This window comes from Bradyrhizobium sp. Pha-3 (assembly GCF_042258325.1).
In the GTDB taxonomy this organism is placed as follows: Bacteria; Pseudomonadota; Alphaproteobacteria; order Rhizobiales; family Xanthobacteraceae; genus Bradyrhizobium; species Bradyrhizobium elkanii.
This window is the reverse complement of sequence record NZ_CP170151.1, coordinates 6,248,687-6,266,617: the sequence shown is the minus strand read 5'-3', so window position 1 is coordinate 6,266,617 and position 17,931 is coordinate 6,248,687. Positions and strand designations below refer to the sequence as shown.

Sequence of the window (17,931 nt, the reverse complement as noted above, 5' to 3'; positions counted from 1 at the left end):
AGCCTCTCTTGTCTCTCACCGGCGGATGACCTTCTTCAGTATCTCCGCAGGCATTCGGAACTCTTGCTGGCCTAGCAGGGAATATGTCTCACTGGAAATCTCTCCGACGGTCCCGATCGCGTCATCGGCTATTCGCCGACCTTTCTCGGTCAGGTCGATTTCCCGTTGTCGCGGATCCAGCGGATCTTTGTGGCTCGTGATCAGGCCGCGGGCTTTTAGACGTGTGATAACACCGTTAATCGTGGCGGAATCATAGTAGATCAAGCGTCAAGGTGATTCTGCGGGCAAGGTCCGACCTAGCGCAACTTCGCAAGGGTCGAGAAACTGCGGAGCTGTCAGCCCGGTTTGCGTCGGCCCCAGCTGACTCACGTCGTGGCGGATTAGGCTATGCCATGAAGCACCGTTCCAGAAGCCAAGTCGATCGGCCGACCGACCTTAGCTCGCGCCCGGTATCCGGGAAGCGGTCCAGCCGGCTGTGGCAAACTGGGATGCTGACGATGCTCGTAAAGGCGTAGCGCGCGTTCGGCTCGATAAACCGGGCTTAGAAACAAAAGGAGATGTATCTTGCAATCACCCGTTCTCGTCATCGCGGGAAGCGTAAGGCCTCGACGCATTGCGCCGCAGGTTGCGGCTTGGATCGCCACGCTCGGGCGGGACGCGACGTCCTTATCATTCGAAGTGGTCGACCTGTCGGACTGGCCGCTGCCGATGGACGACGAATCCGCAATGCCGAACACGGGTCAGTATGAGCACGAGCGTACACGTGCATGGAGCCACAAGGTCACCGCCGCGCCAGCCTTTGTGTTCGTGACGCCCCAATATAATGGCGGCTATCCAGCGCCGCTCAAGAATGCGATCGACCACCTCTATAAGGAGTGGGCCGGAAAGCCTGCGATGATCGTCTGCTACGGTGGCCACGGCGGTGGCAAATGCGCCGAACAACTCGTGCAGGTCTGCCAATACGTCAAAATGAAGCCAGTCGCCATTCGGCCGGCGCTCATGCTGCCCCACGAACTCATCGTAGCCAATGCGGGCCAGATCGATCCGGCTGCCACATTCGCCAGCCAACTCACCGAGGTCGAACAAGCGTTCGCGCAATTGAAAGACGCCTTGGCGGACGATCAGGTCGCTACTGAGGCATAGGGCGCACACGTGAAGATCGCGCGGTCCATGAGCTGGACGCACACAGCAGCCGCTGGGGCCAAGCGGTGGATGTTGATCGTCGCCTCTGCGAAGCATGCACCCAAATGGCTGGTGACTGGCAGCTCCGAAGATCACCTTGGATAGGATCGCCCTACCGGCTTTAAAAGGCGTATCAAATGGCTTCGAACCCGCAGTAAGGCCAGCTCGATTATCCAATCGATGAATTCTCGAGAGAAGAGTTGCTCGCAAATGCCCTTCGGTTCCCCAACAGAAGCGTCATTGCACAGCGCACTTTCCGACGCTCTGCGATCCTTCTTTAAGGATCAGCATGATAAACTCCTCTGCACCGCCAACCGGCAGGGCGAGCCAAGCGTAGCGCTAATGGGCACGCCGGGTTTACTCGGCGATGGGACGGTCGATTTCGAGATCAGCGATCCCGTGTCCACCACTTCGACAACATCCGCGAAAACGCTGCGATCGTCTTCATGGCCTGTTTCCCAAGGCCAAGGGCGCGATTATTATAGAGCCCGGATCTACGCCAAAGTCCGCGAGATCCGGACTAGCGACGGAAAGTACGACGCGATCCGCCAGGCAATCTTGAAAAGCATGGCGCCGAAAAGGCTGCGGAGCTGCAGGCGACCGTCAGCTACGTCGTTATGAAGGTCCGCCCGATCGTCGACCGCGGCCAGCGGTGGAATGACGCGCCTTCCGAGACAGTATAGATTGTCTCTCGACTTGCGGCACTGCAAGACAATGGCTTGGACGCTTCCGCCCGCTGGAAAATGGTTTGGCAAGCGACGACGGGCGTGCGGAGGCGTCACCGCTGCCGGGCTGGGGCGTGGGGAAAATAGCGCGCCGGCGTTGTCCCGAATGTGCGCCGGAACAGCGCGATGAATGCACTCACCGTTTCATAGCCGAGATCGAGGGCGATGGTGGTCACCGGAATTTCGTCGGCGAGCATTTCCAACGCCCGCATCAGACGTACGCGCTGCCGCCACTCGGTGAAGCTGAACCCGGTTTCGATTGGAAATCGTCGCGTCAGCGTCCGCACTGGGCTTCCGGCGAGGATGGCCCAGTCGTCTAGGCGTCGCTTATCGGCAGGATCGTCTGCAAGCGCGCGGGCAACCCGAAGCAGTCGTGGATCGGTTGGCATGGGCAAACCGAATCGCTCGCGCGGCAGCGAGCGGATTTCGTCACGGATTACCTCGGTGAGATGAGTTCTGGCCAAGCCTTGGTCGCTATCTGACCAGGCTGCCGCGCGCGCCACGCATTCGCGCAGCAAGCTCGACATGTGCATCGTTCTGGGTGCCGCCGGTAAGTCCACGCAGCAGTCCTCAGCGACATAGACGCTCCACCCGACGAAAGGTCCATGGGAGCACAGCGCATGAGAATGATGCGGCGGTATCCATACGCAATGAATCGCCGGTACAACCCAATGGCCCGAGTCCATGCCGACGGTCACGAGCCCATGCGTTGCCCCGAGAAGTTGTCCGCGCGCATGTTTATGCGCGGGAGTAACCCGCGGTTCGCCGCCGTTTGCCAAGACGGCGACCAGCGGAGGGCCCGCGTCCGTATCGGCGCGGCTAGGTTCGATCAGTGGCTTCGACATGGCCTCAACTGCGTATTGTATGGCCTAGATCGCGCAGCAACGCCAGCGTCACATGCTATTCTTGGGTTGTGATCGAAGGAGAAATACGATGCGTGCGGAAGAAATGATGCCGGACGACGTCAACCAGGGTGTGATCAATGGAGTTAACGTTCGCAAAGGTTCTGTGGGTGCGTTTCTCGCCAATGCCCGGATACTGGCTGCGCCCGAAACCAGCGTTGAGGATCGGGAAACGGCAGAGCGCGATGTGATCGAGGCGCTTCCGGCTTTGCAGGCCTTGGGGCTGTTCGATGTACTCGACATACGCGACGCGCACCTTCGCGCCTTTGTCGAAGCGCACTCCGGGCCGCGCTAAGGGGCTAGAAGCGAGCTGTTTGGCTTTTGGACGCCACCAACGAGGGGAACGCCCTCCACCTCACGATAGTGTCGCCGTCGCACAATCGAGCGCTAGCGCGGCAGCCTACTCGCAGCCGAGAAAGTTAGCGAACGCAACCGTCGAGCAGCCCCCACTTCGAGCCGGGCGGCTTGCCGCAACGAGCCGCGCACCCGCTCATTTTATTGCCCGCGATCAAGGAGTTTGGTATTCCAGTTGCATGGATCAATACGTAGACCTTGCCGCCCAAGCCGAGAAAACGATCCGCGATGGCATCATTCGAGGCGAATTCGAATTCGGCGAGAAATTGTCTGATCGCGCGCTCGCTGCTTCGCTGGGGATCAGCAGAACGCCCGTGCGCGAGGCTCTCGCCAGTCTCGCGCGGGACGGGCTCGTCGTGATCCGTCCTCAGAGCGGCACCTTCGTGATGGTCCTAGACGAAGCGTCGGTGCGGATGTTGTGCGAGATGCGTACCGTCTTGGAACTGGGCGCTCTCCGTCTCTTGGCGGATCACCCCGAAAAGCTGGCGGCCGCCGTGTCCAAGCAGATCGCCGCCGGCGCGCTCGCAGTCGAAGCACAGGACGTCGAGACCGCCGAACGGATGGATTCCGAATTCCATCAGGCACTGGTGCTCGCGACGGAAAACCCTCTCTTGACTGACGCCTATCGGGTCATCACTCACAAACTCAACGCGATCCGCTACCGGCTTCCGGCCGATCTCGAAAGGATGAGCCGGGCAGTCGAACAGCATCGACGGATCGTGGACCTGACCGTCACGGGCCGCATCGAAGAAGCAAACGTAGAACTCGTCTCGCATCTGAAGATAGTCCAGGGACTTGCTTTGCAGATCGTCGGCAGCGAACCGACTGAAGCCACTGCGGGTCGACGGCCGAAGAGAACCGTCCCGACCAAGCGCCCTCGCTAAACTGGAATTCCAGTTGACACTCTGCGTCGCTTCATCCTTAACTGGAATTCCAGTTTTGGAGAGAGTGGCATGGCTGAAATTCAGACGCGGGTACTCATCATTGGCGCAGGCCCGGCCGGCTACAGCGCGGCAATCTACGCGGCGCGGGCCAATTTGAAGCCGCTTTTGGCCACGGGAATACAGCCTGGTGGTCAGCTCACGACCACCACCGACGTCGAAAACTTTCCGGGGTTTGCTCAGGCCGTACAGGGTCCTGAACTGATGGAGCAGATGCGGCAGCAGGCCGAGCACGTCGGCGCGAGGATCGTCTTCGACACGATCACGTCGATCGATCTCTCGCAGGACCCCATCGTTGCCCAGGGCGATTCCGGCGACACCTACCTGGGGGACGCGCTGATCATCGCCACCGGTGCCCAGGCGGAATGGCTCGGCAGTCCCGGGGAGGCGGAGTAGTCGGGTTACGGTATCTCGGCTTGCGCGGTTTGCGACGGGTTCTTCTACCGCGGAAAGGAAGTCGTAGTTGTCGGCGGCGGCAACACTGCGGTCGAGGAAGCGCTTTACCTCACGAATCATGCCTCCAAAGTCACGCTGATACATAGGCGGGACAAGCTTCACTCAGAACAGATCCTGCAGGATCGCTTGTTCGCCCATCCGAAAATCGAAGTCGTGTGGAACGCTGAAGTCGTGGCGTTTGTCGGCCGAAACGAGCCTTCGCCTCGTCTCACGGGACTGCGGTTACGGGACCGGACCACGGGGGCAGAGACCTCCATTTCCGCGGATGGCGCATTCGTCGCGATCGGCCACGACCCGGCCACCGCGCTCTTCCGAGGTCAACTCGACATGACGGATGCCGGCTACATCAAAATCGCTCCGTGGTCGACGGCGACCTCGCGAAAGAATGTTTGGTCGTCGGGTGACGTGAGCGACGACCGCTACAGGCAGGCTGTGGTCGCGGCCGCGATGGGCTGTATGGCCGCGCTTGAGGCGGAAAAATATCTGGCGGAGCGGACAGCTTCCCAGCCATCGGCCGAGAATGCAAGAAAGGCAAGGGGATCAGCAACATAGGTTCACCTCACCAACCTATCTGGAATTCCAGTTTGACCATTATCAGTCTATATGTATAACTGGAGTGCCAGTTTGCCTCGACGCAAAAGGTTCTGAGAGGTTCTTCCGATGCCGATGTTGCTTCGCAAATTCTCGAACAATCTTACGGCGCAGGTTGTGCTGGCGCTCCTGCTGGGCGCAACGGTGGGTGCGCTTTGGCCGGGCATCGGCACCTCGATGCAGATGTTGAGTGATATCTTCATCAAGCTCATCAAGATGGTCATTCCGCCGATCGCCTTCCTGACGATCGTCATCGGCATCGCCGAGGTCCGCGACCTGCGCCGCCTTGGCCGCGTCGGGGGGCAGGCGCTGATCTATTTCGAGGTCGTTTCCACGATCGCGCTGATCGTGGGTCTGATCGTCATGGATGTATTGAAGCCGGGCGCAGGCTTCGACAGGGCCGCCGTCGGCAGCCAGGCTGTCGACATCTCGAAATACAAGGCGGCGCCGGTTGGATCGTACGTCTTCGATTTTCTGTCCGGCATCGTGCCCGACAACGCGGTCGCGGCGTTCGCGAAGGGCGACCTGCTCCAGATCGTCTTCTTTGGCGTACTGTTCGGCTGCGCGGCCGTGCTGGTCGGCGAACGCGCAAGGCCGTTTGTTCTGCTGGCTCAGTCGGCGAACGATATCCTGTTCAAGATAGTAGGGATGATCATGCGTCTTGCGCCGGTCGGTGCGTTCGGCGCGATGGCCTTCACCGTTGGCCGCTATGGCATCGGATCGATCCTCGTGCTGGGCCATATGCTTATCGCCGTCTACGCGACGTGCATCATCTTCCTTTTCGTGGTGCTCGGCGCGGTCGCTCGGTTGAATGGCTTCAGCTTCACGCGCTTCCTGCGCTTCATGAGCGACGAGGCGTTGATCGTGCTCGGCACCTGCTCGTCCGAAAGCGTGTTGCCCCGCTTGATGGACAAACTCGAGCGCTTGGGATGCACGCGTTCCAGCGTAGGACTCGTCCTTCCGGTCGGCTACTCCTTCAACGCAGATGGCACCGCGATCTATCTGTCGATGGCGGCGCTCTTCATCGCACAGGCCTATGGAATCGAGATGTCGTTGGCCCAGCAGTGCGGACTTCTGTTGCTGCTGCTCATTACGTCGAAGGGATCAGGTTCGGTCGCAGGATCCGGATTCGTCGTGCTGGCCGCAACGCTGTCCGCCACCCATGTTCTGCCGGTCGAAGGTCTGGCTCTGCTGATCGGCATCGATCGTTTCATGTCGGAGGCGCGCTCGGTAACCAATATTATCGGAAACGGTGTCGCGACGGTCGTCGTCTCGAAGATGAGCGGGGAATTCGATCCCGTCCAGTCTGACGCGGCCTATGCGGAGCGTTTCGGCGCCGGCGTCAAATTCAACCTGAGACCCGTGACCGTTCCGGCGGACTGTTCTCCTGTTCCCACGGCAGGGATCATGTCGCCCGAGCCGCAACCGGACTGAGCTGAAAACATTCGATCGGGCGAAAAACCGAAAGCGCCGAACTACCTCGCCGAATGGCAACGGAGGAGGGGCGCAGCAACATGGAGGCAGTGCCTTGAATATGAATGTCAAACTCCAGGACGGCATCCTGATCTTCGCCAAACGTGAATGCGAGACCTGTCAGATGGTGGAGCACGTGATCGGTCAGATCGCCGACAAGATGCCGACCGTTGTCTACACTCAAGACGATCCCTCCTTTCCGTCAACCGTGTCGGCGCTAGACGACTCTTCGCTCGAATCGTCTTTTGCGTTCGACGTGGAGGCCGTGCCTACAATCGTCCGCATGAGGGAAGGCAAGGAGGTCGCCCGCACCTTCGGCTGGAGCCGCGCGGATTGGGAGAAGCTCACGGGTCTTGAGGGATTGGGCGAAGGACTGCCCGAGATGCGGCCGGGCTGTGGTTCGAAGTCACGCGAGTCGGGCGTCTACGACGTCTTGCGTGCGAAGTACGGCAAGCTCGATTTCAAATCGCGGCAGATCAGGCTCGGAGAATGGGATGACGAGATCGAAGCCTGCTTCGATCGTGGATGGAGCGATGGCCTTCCTGTTGTTCCTCCGACGGATGTGCGCATTCTCCGCATGCTGGAGGGCACCTCGCGCAAGCCCGACGAGATCATCGGCGCCGTGCCTCCGAACCTGTCGCCGATCACCGTTGAGAAGGTCGCAGTCAATGCCGTGATGGCGGGCTGCCGTCCCGAGTACATGCCAGTGGTTCTGACGGCGCTGGAGGCGGCGCTGGACCCGCTGTTCACGATGCACGGCCTGCTCTGCACGACGTGCTTCTCAAGCCCGATCATCGTCGTGAACGGACCGGTCGCGCGGGAAATCGGCATGAACTCCGGCATCAACTGCCTCGGCCAAGGTAATCGCGCCAATGCGACCATCGGCCGGGCGCTTCAGCTGATCATCCGCAACGTGGGCGGCGGCCGTCCCGGCGAACTCGACCGCGCCGTCCTCGGCGGTCCAGGCAAGTACACGTTCTGCTTCGCGGAGGACGAATCGGATCCCACGTGGATGCCCCTGTCGGTCGCGCGTGGGATCGAGCCCGGGAAGAACGCCGTAACGCTCTTCCAGGGCGATGGCATTCAAGGGTTCATCGACCAGCGGTCGAGGACTCCCGAGCAACTCACGAAATCGCTAGCCATGTCTTTGCTGGCCGTCGGGCACCACAAGTTGTGCGAATTCACGAACGCCTTGTTGGTCCTCGTTCCGGAGCACTACGCCATCTTCCGCGAAGCCGGATGGGATCGCGGGCGCATCACCGAAGAGCTTCACAGGGCGATGGTGCGTCCCGGCAAGGACGTCATACAGGGTGCCCATGGCGTCGGCGAAGGGGTCGACACGCGCCGGGCAGACGAGATGGTCAACAAGTTCTGGCCAGAAGGTCTGCTGATCGTGCAGGCGGGCGGACAGGCAGGCTTGTTCTCGGCGATTTGCGCTGGTTGGACTGGCGGCCGGTTTCGCAATGAATCCAAACCAGTGACGATGGAGATCACAACATGAAATACGGCATCAGCTTTCGCAACCCCACCGCGGAGATTGTATCGGAGTTGCGCGAACGGGCGGCGCCACTCGACTCGGTCGTCGGTAAGACTATCGCGCTCATGGACATCGGAAAAATGCGCGGCGACGAGTTCATCGACCGTCTCGAACAGCTCTGCACAGAACGCGGTATCGAGACGCGTAGGTATAAGAAGCCCACCAACACGCGGGTAGCCCCTCGCGAGATGATCAAGGATATCGCGGACAATTGCGATGCCGTCATCATCGCGCTGTCCGATTGCGGATCCTGCACGTCGTGCTCTACGCACGACCTGAACGATCTCGACAAAAAGGGAATTGCCGGTGTCAGCGTACTGACTATCGAGTTTCAACAAGCTTTCGAGTCTCAAAAGGGAACGATCGGTCTCGACGCTGCAGCAGTTTACGTACCTCATCCTCTGCAGAACAAAACGACAGCAGAACTCCATCAGTGGGCGAATGCAGCGGTGGACAAGATTCTCCAGGCCATCGCGCACGACACGTCGCGCGTGACCGCTTTGGAAACTGTCTGAATAGGGTCGGTCCGCTCGAGATAAAGGATCAGCGCAGCCGTCGCCGCTGGTGACGGTTGATGCTCCAAATCCAGTCTGATTTCGAGGAAGATGTTCGAATGACCGCGCGTCTGCTATCGCTTTCTAGGACCCTTCAGCGCCAGCCCAGCGAGCACTGATCAAGCTTAATCGGAGCTTCCCGGTTGCAAACTAGCGCGCAGACGAAACTCAATTTTCCGCCCGTAGCCAAATTGGTGGTAGTTGATTTGGGAAGGTCGAAAATGCCTTACCTTTCAATGGGGATTGACTGACATTCTCTCCGCCGCACTGCTTCTCCGCTCCATCCGGCTGTTCGCTGTAACAGCGAACCAATGAGCGGCGCGACAGCGGCTGTTGCGGTTGGTTCCGTGATGTTTCCCCTAGTCGCCGGGCAAAGCGTAGCTTTAGAACGTGGGGTCGGAGGACGGATTCTGTCCTGATGAACATGGTGCGCGAGGCTCAAGCCGCTCGACATCGGACGCGAAAAAGGACGAAAAACCCTCGGTTAGATCGCAACCTGGACTGAATGTCGGTATCGGTGGTTGCGCCTCCGCGATTTGAACCTACTCGCCGACATTTATGGCGGCGACGGATCGCGCGAACGGCTGCTTTCGCCAAACTACCGACATCCGACGTTCCGAGTTAGGCTGCTCTGCGATAAGAAAACAAGGCTTCCGAAATAGTGGGTTTCGCGATGTAGCGGACCAACGAACCCCCGACAACTAAACCGCCGGTGTTACTATGCCATGCGTAGAACATTGCGCAGCGCCATGGCCGCCCCACGAGGGTATGAATTAGGCGGCGGCGTCTAGCCCGCGTTGGGCTTCAGGCCGGCGGCTTCGATGCCGGCCACGGCGCAGATCTCGTCGTTGTCCGAGGTGTCGCCGCTGACGCCGACGGCGCCGAGCAGGGTCGCGCCGTCCATGATCAGGACGCCGCCGGGGACCGGCACCATCCGGCCCTGCGCCAGCGTGTTCACGGCGTCGACGAAATAGGCCTGCTCCTGCGCGCGCTGAAACAGCGCCCGCGATCCCATCCCGAGCGCCAGCGCGCCATAGGCCTTGCCATGGGCGATCTCGGCCCGCATCAGGCTGGTGCCGTCCTGTGCCGCGGTCACCTTCACCGCGCCGCGCGCGTCGAGGATGGTGACGACCAGCGGCTTGAACTTCTTCTCGACCCCCTTGGCCAGCGCGGCATCCAGAATCTTGCGGGCAATTTCGAGAGTGAGCTCAGCCATGGGCCTCTTCCTTTGTCGGTAACAATCTGTCGGAATTCGATTTCGCACGTTTCAGGCTCATCGCCAATACGCTGGCGACGTGCAGCGGCGTTCGCCCGCTGCCGTCCTTGATCTGGTGGCGGCATGAGGTCCCGTCGGCCACGATCAGCGTGTCCGGATCGGCACCTCTGACGGCCGGCAGCAGCGACAATTCGGCCATCTCGATCGAGGCCTGGTAGGTGTCGGCGCCATAGCCGAACGCGCCGGCCATGCCGCAGCAGCTCGACTCGATGGTCTTGACGTCGAGGCCCGGCACCAGGCGCAGCACCTTCTCCACCGGCTTGAACGCGCCGAAGGATTTTTGGTGGCAATGACCGTGCACGACCGCTTTTCCGCTGACCGCGCCGAGCGGCAAGGCGAGGCGCCCGGCCTCGGCCTCGCGTACCAGGAATTCCTCCAACAGCAGCGCGTGGGCGCTGACCGTCTTGGCGGCCTCATCCGAACGCAGCGACAGCAGCTCGTCGCGCAAGGTCAGCAGGCAGCTTGGCTCGAGACCAATGATCGGCACGCCGCGGGCCGCGAACGGGACGTAGGTCGCAACCAGCCGGTCAAGCTCGGCACGGGCCTGCTCCACCAGTCCGGCCGACAGGAACGTTCGCCCGCAGCACGGCGGCCGTCCGCCGTCCGATGGCCTCGGCAGATGCACGCGATAGCCGCCGGCGACCAGGACTTCCATCGCGGCGTCGAGATTTTCCCGCTCGTAGCCGCGGTTGAACGTATCGGCGAACAGCACCACTTCGCGGCCATCCGCTGGACCCAGCACCGTGGCGTCGGGCCGGAACGTGTCGCGGCGAAATTCCGGCAGCGCGCGCCTGGCACTGATCCCTGCGAGTTTCTCGAACAGCGCGCGCAGCAGCGGGCTCCGGTTACGCCAGTTCGCGATCGGCGCGAAGCGCGAGGCGAGATCGACATAGCGCGGCAGATAGCCGACCAGCCGGTCGCGCAGCGACAGGCCGTGCGTCGCCGCGCGCGCTGCCAGCACCTCGATCTTCATCTTGGCCATGTCGACGCCGGTCGGGCATTCATGGCGGCACGCCTTGCAGGAGACGCAGAGCTTCAGCGTCTCCATCATCTCGTCGGAGGCGAGCGCGTCCGCACCCAACTGGCCCGAGATCGCGAGCCGCAACGTATTAGCGCGGCCGCGGGTGACATCCTTCTCATTGCGCGCGGCACGATAGGACGGGCACATCACGCCGCCTTCGAGCTTCCGGCAGGCGCCGTTGTTGTTGCACATCTCGACGGCGCCTTGGAAGCCGCCGCCGGCGCCGGGATAGGCCGACCAGTCGAGCACCGTCTTCAATTCGCCGACGCGATAATCCGGCGCGAAGCGGAACAGCGAGCGGTCGTCCATTTTCGGCGGATCGACGATCTTGCCCGGGTTGAGCGTGTTGCCGGGGTCGAAGCGCTGCTTGACCTCGCGGAAATCGGCCACGATGCGCTGCCCGAACATCGCTTCGTGGAATTCCGAGCGCACCAGGCCGTCGCCGTGCTCGCCCGAATGCGAGCCTTTGTATTCGCGCACCATCGCGAAGGCTTCCTCGGCAATGGCGCGCATTGCCTTGACGTCCTTCTCGAGCTTGAGATTGAGCACCGGGCGCACATGCAGGCAGCCTTCGGAGGCATGCGCATACATCGTGCCGCGGGTGCCGTGCCTGGCGAACACGGCATTGAGCCGCTCGGTGTAGTCGGCGAGATGCGGCAGCGGCACCGCGCAATCCTCGACGAACGAGACCGGCTTGCCCTCCTGCTTCATCGACATCATGACGTTGAGGCCGGCGGCGCGGAAATCGGCGATGCCGGTCTGCAGCGCGGGCTCGATGATCTCGACCACGCCGCCCCATTTGCGCTGCGGCTTGTCCCAGCCGAAGCCGAGGTCGGCCATCAGCTCGCCGAGTTGCTTGAGGCGGGCGAGGTTGTCGGCCTGGTCCTCTTCGGCGAACTCGACCACCAGGATGGCGTCCGGATCGCCGCGCACCGCAGCCGAGATGATCGGCTGGAACATCGCGATCTCGCGGCCGAGCGCGATCATGGTGCGGTCGACCAGCTCGACTGCAATGGGCCGCAGCTTGACCAGATGCTGGGCCGCGTCCATCGCCTCGTAGAAGCTGCCGAAATGGCAGACGCCGAGCGCCTTGTTGCGGATCACAGGCCACAGCTTGAGTTCGACCTGCGTCGTGAAGGCGAGGGTGCCCTCCGAGCCGACCAGAAGATGCGCCAGGTTGTTCGGCGCGTTGCGCGGCACCAGCGCGTCGAGATTATAGCCGCCGACGCGGCGCTGCACCTTGGGGAATTTGTCGGCGATCTCGAGCGCCTCGCGCTCGCCGAGATCTAGCATGTCGCGAAACAGCTTCAGTCCGCTGTCGGACGAATTGACCCGCATCAGGTCGCGCGGTACCTCGCCGAAATGCAGCAGCGTGCCGTCGGCGAGCGCGGCATCGATCGACAGCGTGTTGTCGCGCATCGTGCCGTAGCGCAGCGAGCGCCCGCCGCAGGAATTGTTGCCGGCCATGCCGCCGATCGTGGCGCGCGAGGCGGTCGAGACGTCGACCGGAAACCACAGCCCGTGCTTCCTGAGTTGCCGGTTGAGGTCGTCGAGCACGATGCCGGGCTCGACCACGCAGGTCCGATTCTCGACGTCGAGCGAGAGGATCCGGTTCAGGTGTTTGGACAGGTCGACGACGATGCCGTCATTGACGGTCTGGCCGCATTGCGAGGTGCCGCCGCCGCGCGGGGTGACGATCCGCCCGGCGTCGCGGACGATCGCAAGCGCCCGCAGCGCCTCATCGACGGTTCGCGGCACCACCACGCCGGCCGGCATGATCTGGTAGAACGAGGCGTCGGTCGCGTAGCGGCCGCGGTTGAAGGCGTCGAAAAACACGTCGCCGGCCAGTTCGGACCGCAGGCGCTGTTCGAGCGAGGAGGCGTTCTTCATCCCAGATCCGATGTGATCCATGACGCCACCGCAGTTGCTCATGGATTATGCATTCTCTCGACGTGAGAATTACATTATGAATTCATAATGGGCAAGGATAGCTACCCTCCAGCATCCTTGAGCCAGTCCCTTTAGTCGTTCTGGGGCGCCGCCTCCAGGCCGCTGTCCGGCCCCTCCGCGAGGTGATCGATGGCCGCGGCCCGCTTGTTGCGCAGGTGCTGGAACAGGATGTCGCTGAGCTCGCTTGCCGCGCGCCGGCGCAGCGCATCGAGGATCGCCTCGTGCTCGCGCATCGCCTCGGCCCAGCGCTGCCGCTTGCGGGCGAAATTGGCGGAATAGCGGACGCGGCGGATGCGGCCGGCGAAGTTGGCGTAGGTGGCCTTCAGCGTCTCGTTGCGCGCGGCCGCAACGATGCTCTCGTGGATTTGCTGGTTGGTGTGGAAATAGCCGTGCATGTCGCGGTGCAGATAATGGCCGTACATCTCGTAGTGCAGCCGCTCGATCGCGACGATTTCCTCGTCGGTGATGATCTCGCATGCCAGCCGTCCGGCGAGGCTCTCGAGCCCGGCCATGACGTCGAACAATTCCTCGAGGTCGCGCGGGCTGAGCCGGCGCACCCGCGCGCCGCGGTTGGGCAAGAGCTCGATCAGGCCCTCGGCGGCCAGCACCTTGAGCGCTTCGCGCAGCGGCGTCCTGGAGATCCCCAGCATCTCGCAGAGCTGCCGCTCTGGAACGCGGGCGCCCTCGGGGATGTTGCCCTCCACCATATAGTCGCGGAGCCGCAGCAGGATCTCGCCGTGAAGCGAGGCCTCCTGGCGGTCGCTGCCACTGCCGGCGGCGGGCGGGGTGATTGGAACCCCGGCTTCGGGAATCGCGGATTTCATATTCTGAACAATAATTTGCCAGCGCGGTCGCGTCGATACTCTCGAATCGAATACCAAAATTGGATTGAAAAGACAAAAAATGAATGCAAAATAGCTCGCCGAGGAGCCGAAATCCGGCGATTGGGAGGTTCTCATGCATCAAGGGCGCCATTTTCTGCAGATTCCCGGGCCGAGCCCGGTCCCGGATCGCATTCTTCGCGCGATGGACATGCCGGTCATCGACCACCGCAGCGCCGAATTCGCCGCGCTCGGCCGGGCCGTGCTCGAGGGCAGCCAGAAGGTGTTTCAGACCAAGGGTCCGGTGGTGATCTTCCCGTCGTCCGGGACCGGCTCCTGGGAGGCCGCGATCGTCAACACGCTGTCGCCCGGCGACAAGGTCCTGATGGTCGAGACCGGCCACTTCGCCACCCTGTGGCGGCAAATGGCCGGCCGTTTCGGCATCGAGGTGGATTTCATGCCCGGCGACTGGCGCCGCGGCGCCGACCCCGCCCAGATTGAAGCAAGGCTCGCCGCCGACACCGCGCACAGCATCAAGGCGGTGATGGTCGTCCACAACGAGACCTCGACCGGCGCGACCAGCCGGATCGCCGACATCCGTGCCGCGATCGAGCGCGCCGCGCATCCGGCGCTCCTGATGGTCGACACCATTTCTTCGCTCGGCTCGGTCGATTACCGGCACGACGAGTGGAAGGTCGACGTCAGCGTCAGCTGCTCGCAGAAGGGCTTCATGCTGCCGCCCGGCCTCGGCTTCAACGCCATCTCGGAGAAGGCGCGCGCCGCGTCGCGCACCAATAAGCTGCCGCGCTCCTATTTCGACTGGGAGGAAATGCTGAAGCCGAACGCCAAGGGCTTCTTCCCCTATACGCCTGCGACGAACCTGCTCTACGGGCTGCGCGAGGCCATCGCGATGCTGTTGGAGGAGGGGCTCGACAACGTGTTCGCCCGCCATCAGCGACTGGCCGCCGCCACGCGCGCCGCCGTCAATCAGTGGGGGCTCGAGGTGCTGTGCCAGGAGCCCTCGGAATTCTCGCCGGTGCTGACCGCGGTGATGATGCCGCCCGGCCATGATGCGGATCAGTTCCGCAAGGTCGTGCTCGACAATTTCAACATGTCGCTCGGTGCCGGCCTGTCGAAGGTCGCGGGCAAGGTGTTTCGCATCGGTCATCTCGGTGAGTGCAACGAGCTGACGCTGCTTGGCGCGCTGACCGGCGTCGAGATGGGGCTGTCGGTCGCCGGGGTCCCGCATCGCTCGGGCGGCGTCGAGGCCGCAATGCGGCTTCTCGAGCAGCGCGACCAGCGCAACGCGTCGTCGCATCTGAAGGTGGTCAGCACTTAGAGCGTTTTCGAGCGAAGTGGACGCCGGTTCGCGTGAAGAAAACGCGTCAACAAAAATCTAGAGCTTCGGTTCTGATCTAATCAGAGCCGAAGCTCTAGCAGCCACGGCATCCGCAGCGCAACGAACTCAGAACAATCGCGGATCGGGGGGGAGGGGATGATATGAGGCTTCGGTTCAAGGCCACCCATGTCGTGTTGGCCATGCTCTGCGTGATGTACTTCATCACCTATGTGGACCGGGTGAACATCGGCACCGCGGCCGGCGAGATCCAGAAGGAGCTCGGCCTGTCCAACACCGAGCTCGGCCTGGTGTTCTCGGCCTTCGCCTATCCGTACCTGCTGTTCCAGGTGATCGGCGGCTGGGTCGGCGATCGCTTCGGGCCGCGCCAGACCTTGTTCTGGTGCGGCATGATCTGGGCCGCCGCGACCATCATGACCGGCTTTGTCCATGGTCTTGCCGCGCTGTTCGTCGCGCGTTTCGCGCTGGGGTTCGGCGAAGGCGCGACGTTCCCGACCGCGACGCGCGCGATGCAGTACTGGACGCCGGCCAACCGCCGCGGCTTCGCGCAAGGCCTGACACATTCGTTCGCGCGGCTCGGCAATGCCATCACCCCGCCGGTGGTCGCGCTGCTGATCCTCTGGCTGACCTGGCGCGGCGCGTTCGTCGTGCTCGGTGTCGTCAGCCTGATCTGGGGCATCGCGTGGGTCTGGTACTTCCGCAACGAGCCGCGGGACCATGGCTCGATCACGGCGGCCGAGCTTGCGACCTTGCCGCCGCGGCCGAAAGGCGCGCGGCCGAAGGTGCCGTGGGGACCGCTGCTGCAGCGGATGTGGCCGGTGACGCTGACCTATTTCTGCTACGGCTGGTGCCTGTGGCTCTACCTCAACTGGCTGCCGCTGTTCTTCAAGAACAACTACAGTCTCGATCTGAAGAATTCGGCGCTGTTCGCATCCGGCGTGTTCTTTGCCGGCGTCGTCGGCGACAGCATCGGCGGCGTCATCTCCGACCGCATTCTCGAGCGCACCGGCAATGTGCGGCTGGCGCGACTCAGCGTGACGGTCGTGGGCTTCGCCGGCGCGCTGCTGTCGCTGATGCCGATCCTGTTCGTTCACGACATCACGGTGGTGGCGCTCTGCCTGTCGGCCGGCTTCTTCTGTGCCGAGCTCGTGATCGGGCCGATGTGGTCGATCCCGATGGACATCGCGGCGAAATATTCCGGCACCGCCGCGGGGATCATGAACACCGGCTCGGCTTTCGCGGCCATCGTCTCGCCGCTGGTCGCCGGCTTCGTCATCGACGCCACCGGAAACTGGTACCTGCCGTTCCTGATGTCGATGGGCCTCCTGCTGGTCGGTGGCTTCTCGGCGTTCCTGATGCACCCCGAGCGGCCGTTCGAGGAGACCGGCGAACTGGTGGCGCCGGGCAAGGTGGTGGCCGCCGAATAAGGCGCCGCCGGCCCGGCGGAACGCCGTCAGATATGCATGACGGACCCCCGCCGGGCCTAGGACAAACCCGGCGAATAGTGATATGCGAGCGGCTCACCACGACCAAGACGAGACCGGGAAAGACGCTCATGACCGTGCATACTGGAAGGCATTTTCTGCAGATTCCGGGACCGACCAACGTGCCGGACCGGGTGCTGCGGGCCATGGATATGCCGACCATGGACCATCGCGGTCCCGAGTTCGCCGAGATCGGTTTTGCCGTGCTTTCCGCGATGCAGCGTGTGTTCCGCACCAAGCACCCGGTGATCATCTACCCGTCGTCGGGGACCGGTGCCTGGGAGGCCGCGATCGTCAACACGCTGCAGCCCGGCGACAAGGTTCTGATGTGCGAGACCGGCCAGTTCGCGGTGCTGTGGCATGGCATTGCCGACAAGTTCAAGCTCGACGTCGATTTCATCGCGGGCGACTGGCGCCACGGCGCCGACCTCGATCAGATCGAGGCCAGGCTGTCCGCCGACAAGGCGCACAAGATCAAGGCGGTCTGCGTGGTCCATAACGAGACCTCGACCGCCTGCGTCACCTATCCGCGCGACGTCCGCAAGATCCTCGACACGCTGAAGCATCCGGCGCTTTTGATGGTCGACACCATATCCGGCCTCGGCTCGCTGGAATATGAGCATGATGCCTGGGGCATCGACGTCTCCATCGCCGGCTCCCAGAAGGGGCTGATGCTGCCGCCCGGCCTCGGCTTCAACGCCGTGTCCGAGAAGGCGCTCGCCGTGGCCAAGGCCAATCCGGGCATGCGCTCCTATTGGGACTGGCAGGAAGTCATCAACATCAACAAGGCCGGCACCTGGCCCTATACGCCGGCGACCAACCTCCTGTTCGGCCTGCGCGAGGCCGTGAAGATGCTGGAGGAGGAGGGCCTGGAGAATGTCTTCGCCCGCCACAAGCGCCACAGCGAAGCGACCCGTGCCGCGATCAAGGTCTGGGGCCTCGAGACGCAGTGCCAGGAGCAGGGCGCGCACTCGCCGGCGTTGACCGCGGTGCGGGTGCCTGACGGCCACGACGCCGACCACTTCCGCAAGGTCGTGCTGGAGAATTTCGACATGTCGCTCGGCACCGGCCTCAACAAGGTCAAGGGCAAGGTGTTCCGGATCGGCCATATCGGCCACTTCAACGACCTGATGCTGATGGGCACGCTGTCCGGCGTCGAGATGGGCCTTGATCTGGCCAAGGTGCCGCATCGCGGCGGCGGCGTGCTGGCGGCGATGGAAGTCCTGAAGGGACGCGAAGCTTCGCAGGCGTCCAAGGCTGTGGCCTAGAGAGCCGTCGCCTGAAATCGAATCGCAAACAACAGAAAG

At 62.6% G+C, this 17,931-nt stretch carries 14 protein-coding genes and 1 pseudogene; 10 read left to right on the top strand and 5 right to left on the bottom strand.

From position 1 onward, the window contains the following. Positions 1 to 15: 15 nt before the first annotated feature. Positions 16 to 264: a MarR family winged helix-turn-helix transcriptional regulator gene (locus tag ACE10X_RS29770; RefSeq protein WP_375763264.1), complete on the bottom strand. Its 249-nt coding sequence runs from the start codon at positions 262 to 264 to the stop codon at positions 16 to 18. A gap of 300 nt (positions 265 to 564) precedes the next feature. On the opposite strand from ACE10X_RS29770, the gene ACE10X_RS29765 reads away from it, so the two are divergent. After that, the gene (locus tag ACE10X_RS29765; RefSeq protein ID WP_375763263.1) at positions 565 to 1,143 is read left to right on the top strand and encodes an NADPH-dependent FMN reductase; all 579 of its coding nucleotides are present in this window, start codon (positions 565 to 567) and stop codon (positions 1,141 to 1,143) included. Between the two features lie 817 nt (positions 1,144 to 1,960). On the opposite strand, the gene ACE10X_RS29760 is transcribed toward ACE10X_RS29765, so the two are convergent. Then, positions 1,961 to 2,434: a helix-turn-helix domain-containing protein gene (locus ACE10X_RS29760; RefSeq protein ID WP_375763262.1), complete on the bottom strand. Its 474-nt coding sequence runs from the start codon at positions 2,432 to 2,434 to the stop codon at positions 1,961 to 1,963. 406 nt (positions 2,435 to 2,840) lie between these two features. Here ACE10X_RS29760 and ACE10X_RS29755 point away from each other — a divergent pair, with 406 nt between their 5' ends. From ACE10X_RS29755 to ACE10X_RS29730, 6 genes and pseudogenes are all read left to right on the top strand, one after another. Then, entirely contained in the window at positions 2,841 to 3,104 is a 264-nt protein-coding gene (locus tag ACE10X_RS29755; protein ID WP_375763261.1) for a hypothetical protein, read from the top strand. Between the two features lie 238 nt (positions 3,105 to 3,342). Continuing rightward, positions 3,343 to 4,047: a GntR family transcriptional regulator gene (locus ACE10X_RS29750; protein ID WP_375763260.1), complete on the top strand. Its 705-nt coding sequence runs from the start codon at positions 3,343 to 3,345 to the stop codon at positions 4,045 to 4,047. 69 nt (positions 4,048 to 4,116) lie between these two features. Further along, positions 4,117 to 5,112: pseudogene (gene trxB / locus ACE10X_RS29745) on the top strand (thioredoxin-disulfide reductase). A gap of 108 nt (positions 5,113 to 5,220) precedes the next feature. After that, complete coding sequence (gene dctA, locus ACE10X_RS29740; protein WP_375763259.1) at positions 5,221 to 6,585, top strand: C4-dicarboxylate transporter DctA; 1,365 nt, start codon at positions 5,221 to 5,223, stop codon at positions 6,583 to 6,585. 100 nt (positions 6,586 to 6,685) lie between these two features. Continuing rightward, positions 6,686 to 8,125, top strand: coding sequence for a thioredoxin (locus ACE10X_RS29735; RefSeq protein ID WP_375764621.1), 1,440 nt, complete (start codon positions 6,686 to 6,688; stop codon positions 8,123 to 8,125). Further along, positions 8,122 to 8,676 (top strand): UGSC family (seleno)protein, encoded by a 555-nt coding sequence (locus tag ACE10X_RS29730; protein ID WP_375763258.1) that lies wholly within the window; start codon positions 8,122 to 8,124, stop codon positions 8,674 to 8,676. The genes ACE10X_RS29735 and ACE10X_RS29730 overlap by 4 nt, the downstream gene beginning before the upstream one ends. 826 nt (positions 8,677 to 9,502) lie before the next feature. Here the strand turns inward: ACE10X_RS29730 and ACE10X_RS29725 are convergent. The 3 genes from ACE10X_RS29725 to ACE10X_RS29715 form a co-directional block, all read right to left on the bottom strand. Beyond that, positions 9,503 to 9,931: a heme-binding protein gene (locus ACE10X_RS29725; protein WP_016845915.1), complete on the bottom strand. Its 429-nt coding sequence runs from the start codon at positions 9,929 to 9,931 to the stop codon at positions 9,503 to 9,505. Next, a complete protein-coding gene (locus ACE10X_RS29720; protein WP_375763257.1) occupies positions 9,924 to 12,902 on the bottom strand; it encodes an FAD-binding and (Fe-S)-binding domain-containing protein in 2,979 nt (992 codons plus the stop codon). The genes ACE10X_RS29725 and ACE10X_RS29720 overlap by 8 nt, the downstream gene beginning before the upstream one ends. Positions 12,903 to 13,033: 131 nt before the next feature. After that, positions 13,034 to 13,786, bottom strand: a complete 753-nt coding sequence (locus tag ACE10X_RS29715) for a GntR family transcriptional regulator (RefSeq protein ID WP_375763256.1) — start codon at positions 13,784 to 13,786, stop codon at positions 13,034 to 13,036. A gap of 133 nt (positions 13,787 to 13,919) precedes the next feature. Here ACE10X_RS29715 and ACE10X_RS29710 point away from each other — a divergent pair, with 133 nt between their 5' ends. The 3 genes from ACE10X_RS29710 (at position 13,920) to ACE10X_RS29700 (ending at position 17,892) form a co-directional block, all read left to right on the top strand. Then, positions 13,920 to 15,122 carry a pyridoxal-phosphate-dependent aminotransferase family protein gene (locus ACE10X_RS29710; protein ID WP_375763255.1) on the top strand — a complete coding sequence of 401 codons (1,203 nt, stop codon included), beginning with the start codon at positions 13,920 to 13,922 and terminating at the stop codon, positions 15,120 to 15,122. 161 nt (positions 15,123 to 15,283) lie between these two features. Continuing rightward, complete coding sequence (locus ACE10X_RS29705) at positions 15,284 to 16,567, top strand: MFS transporter (RefSeq protein WP_375763254.1); 1,284 nt, start codon at positions 15,284 to 15,286, stop codon at positions 16,565 to 16,567. Between the two features lie 128 nt (positions 16,568 to 16,695). Next, positions 16,696 to 17,892, top strand: coding sequence for a pyridoxal-phosphate-dependent aminotransferase family protein (locus tag ACE10X_RS29700; protein ID WP_375763253.1), 1,197 nt, complete (start codon positions 16,696 to 16,698; stop codon positions 17,890 to 17,892). The last annotated feature ends 39 nt before the right edge of the window (positions 17,893 to 17,931 follow it).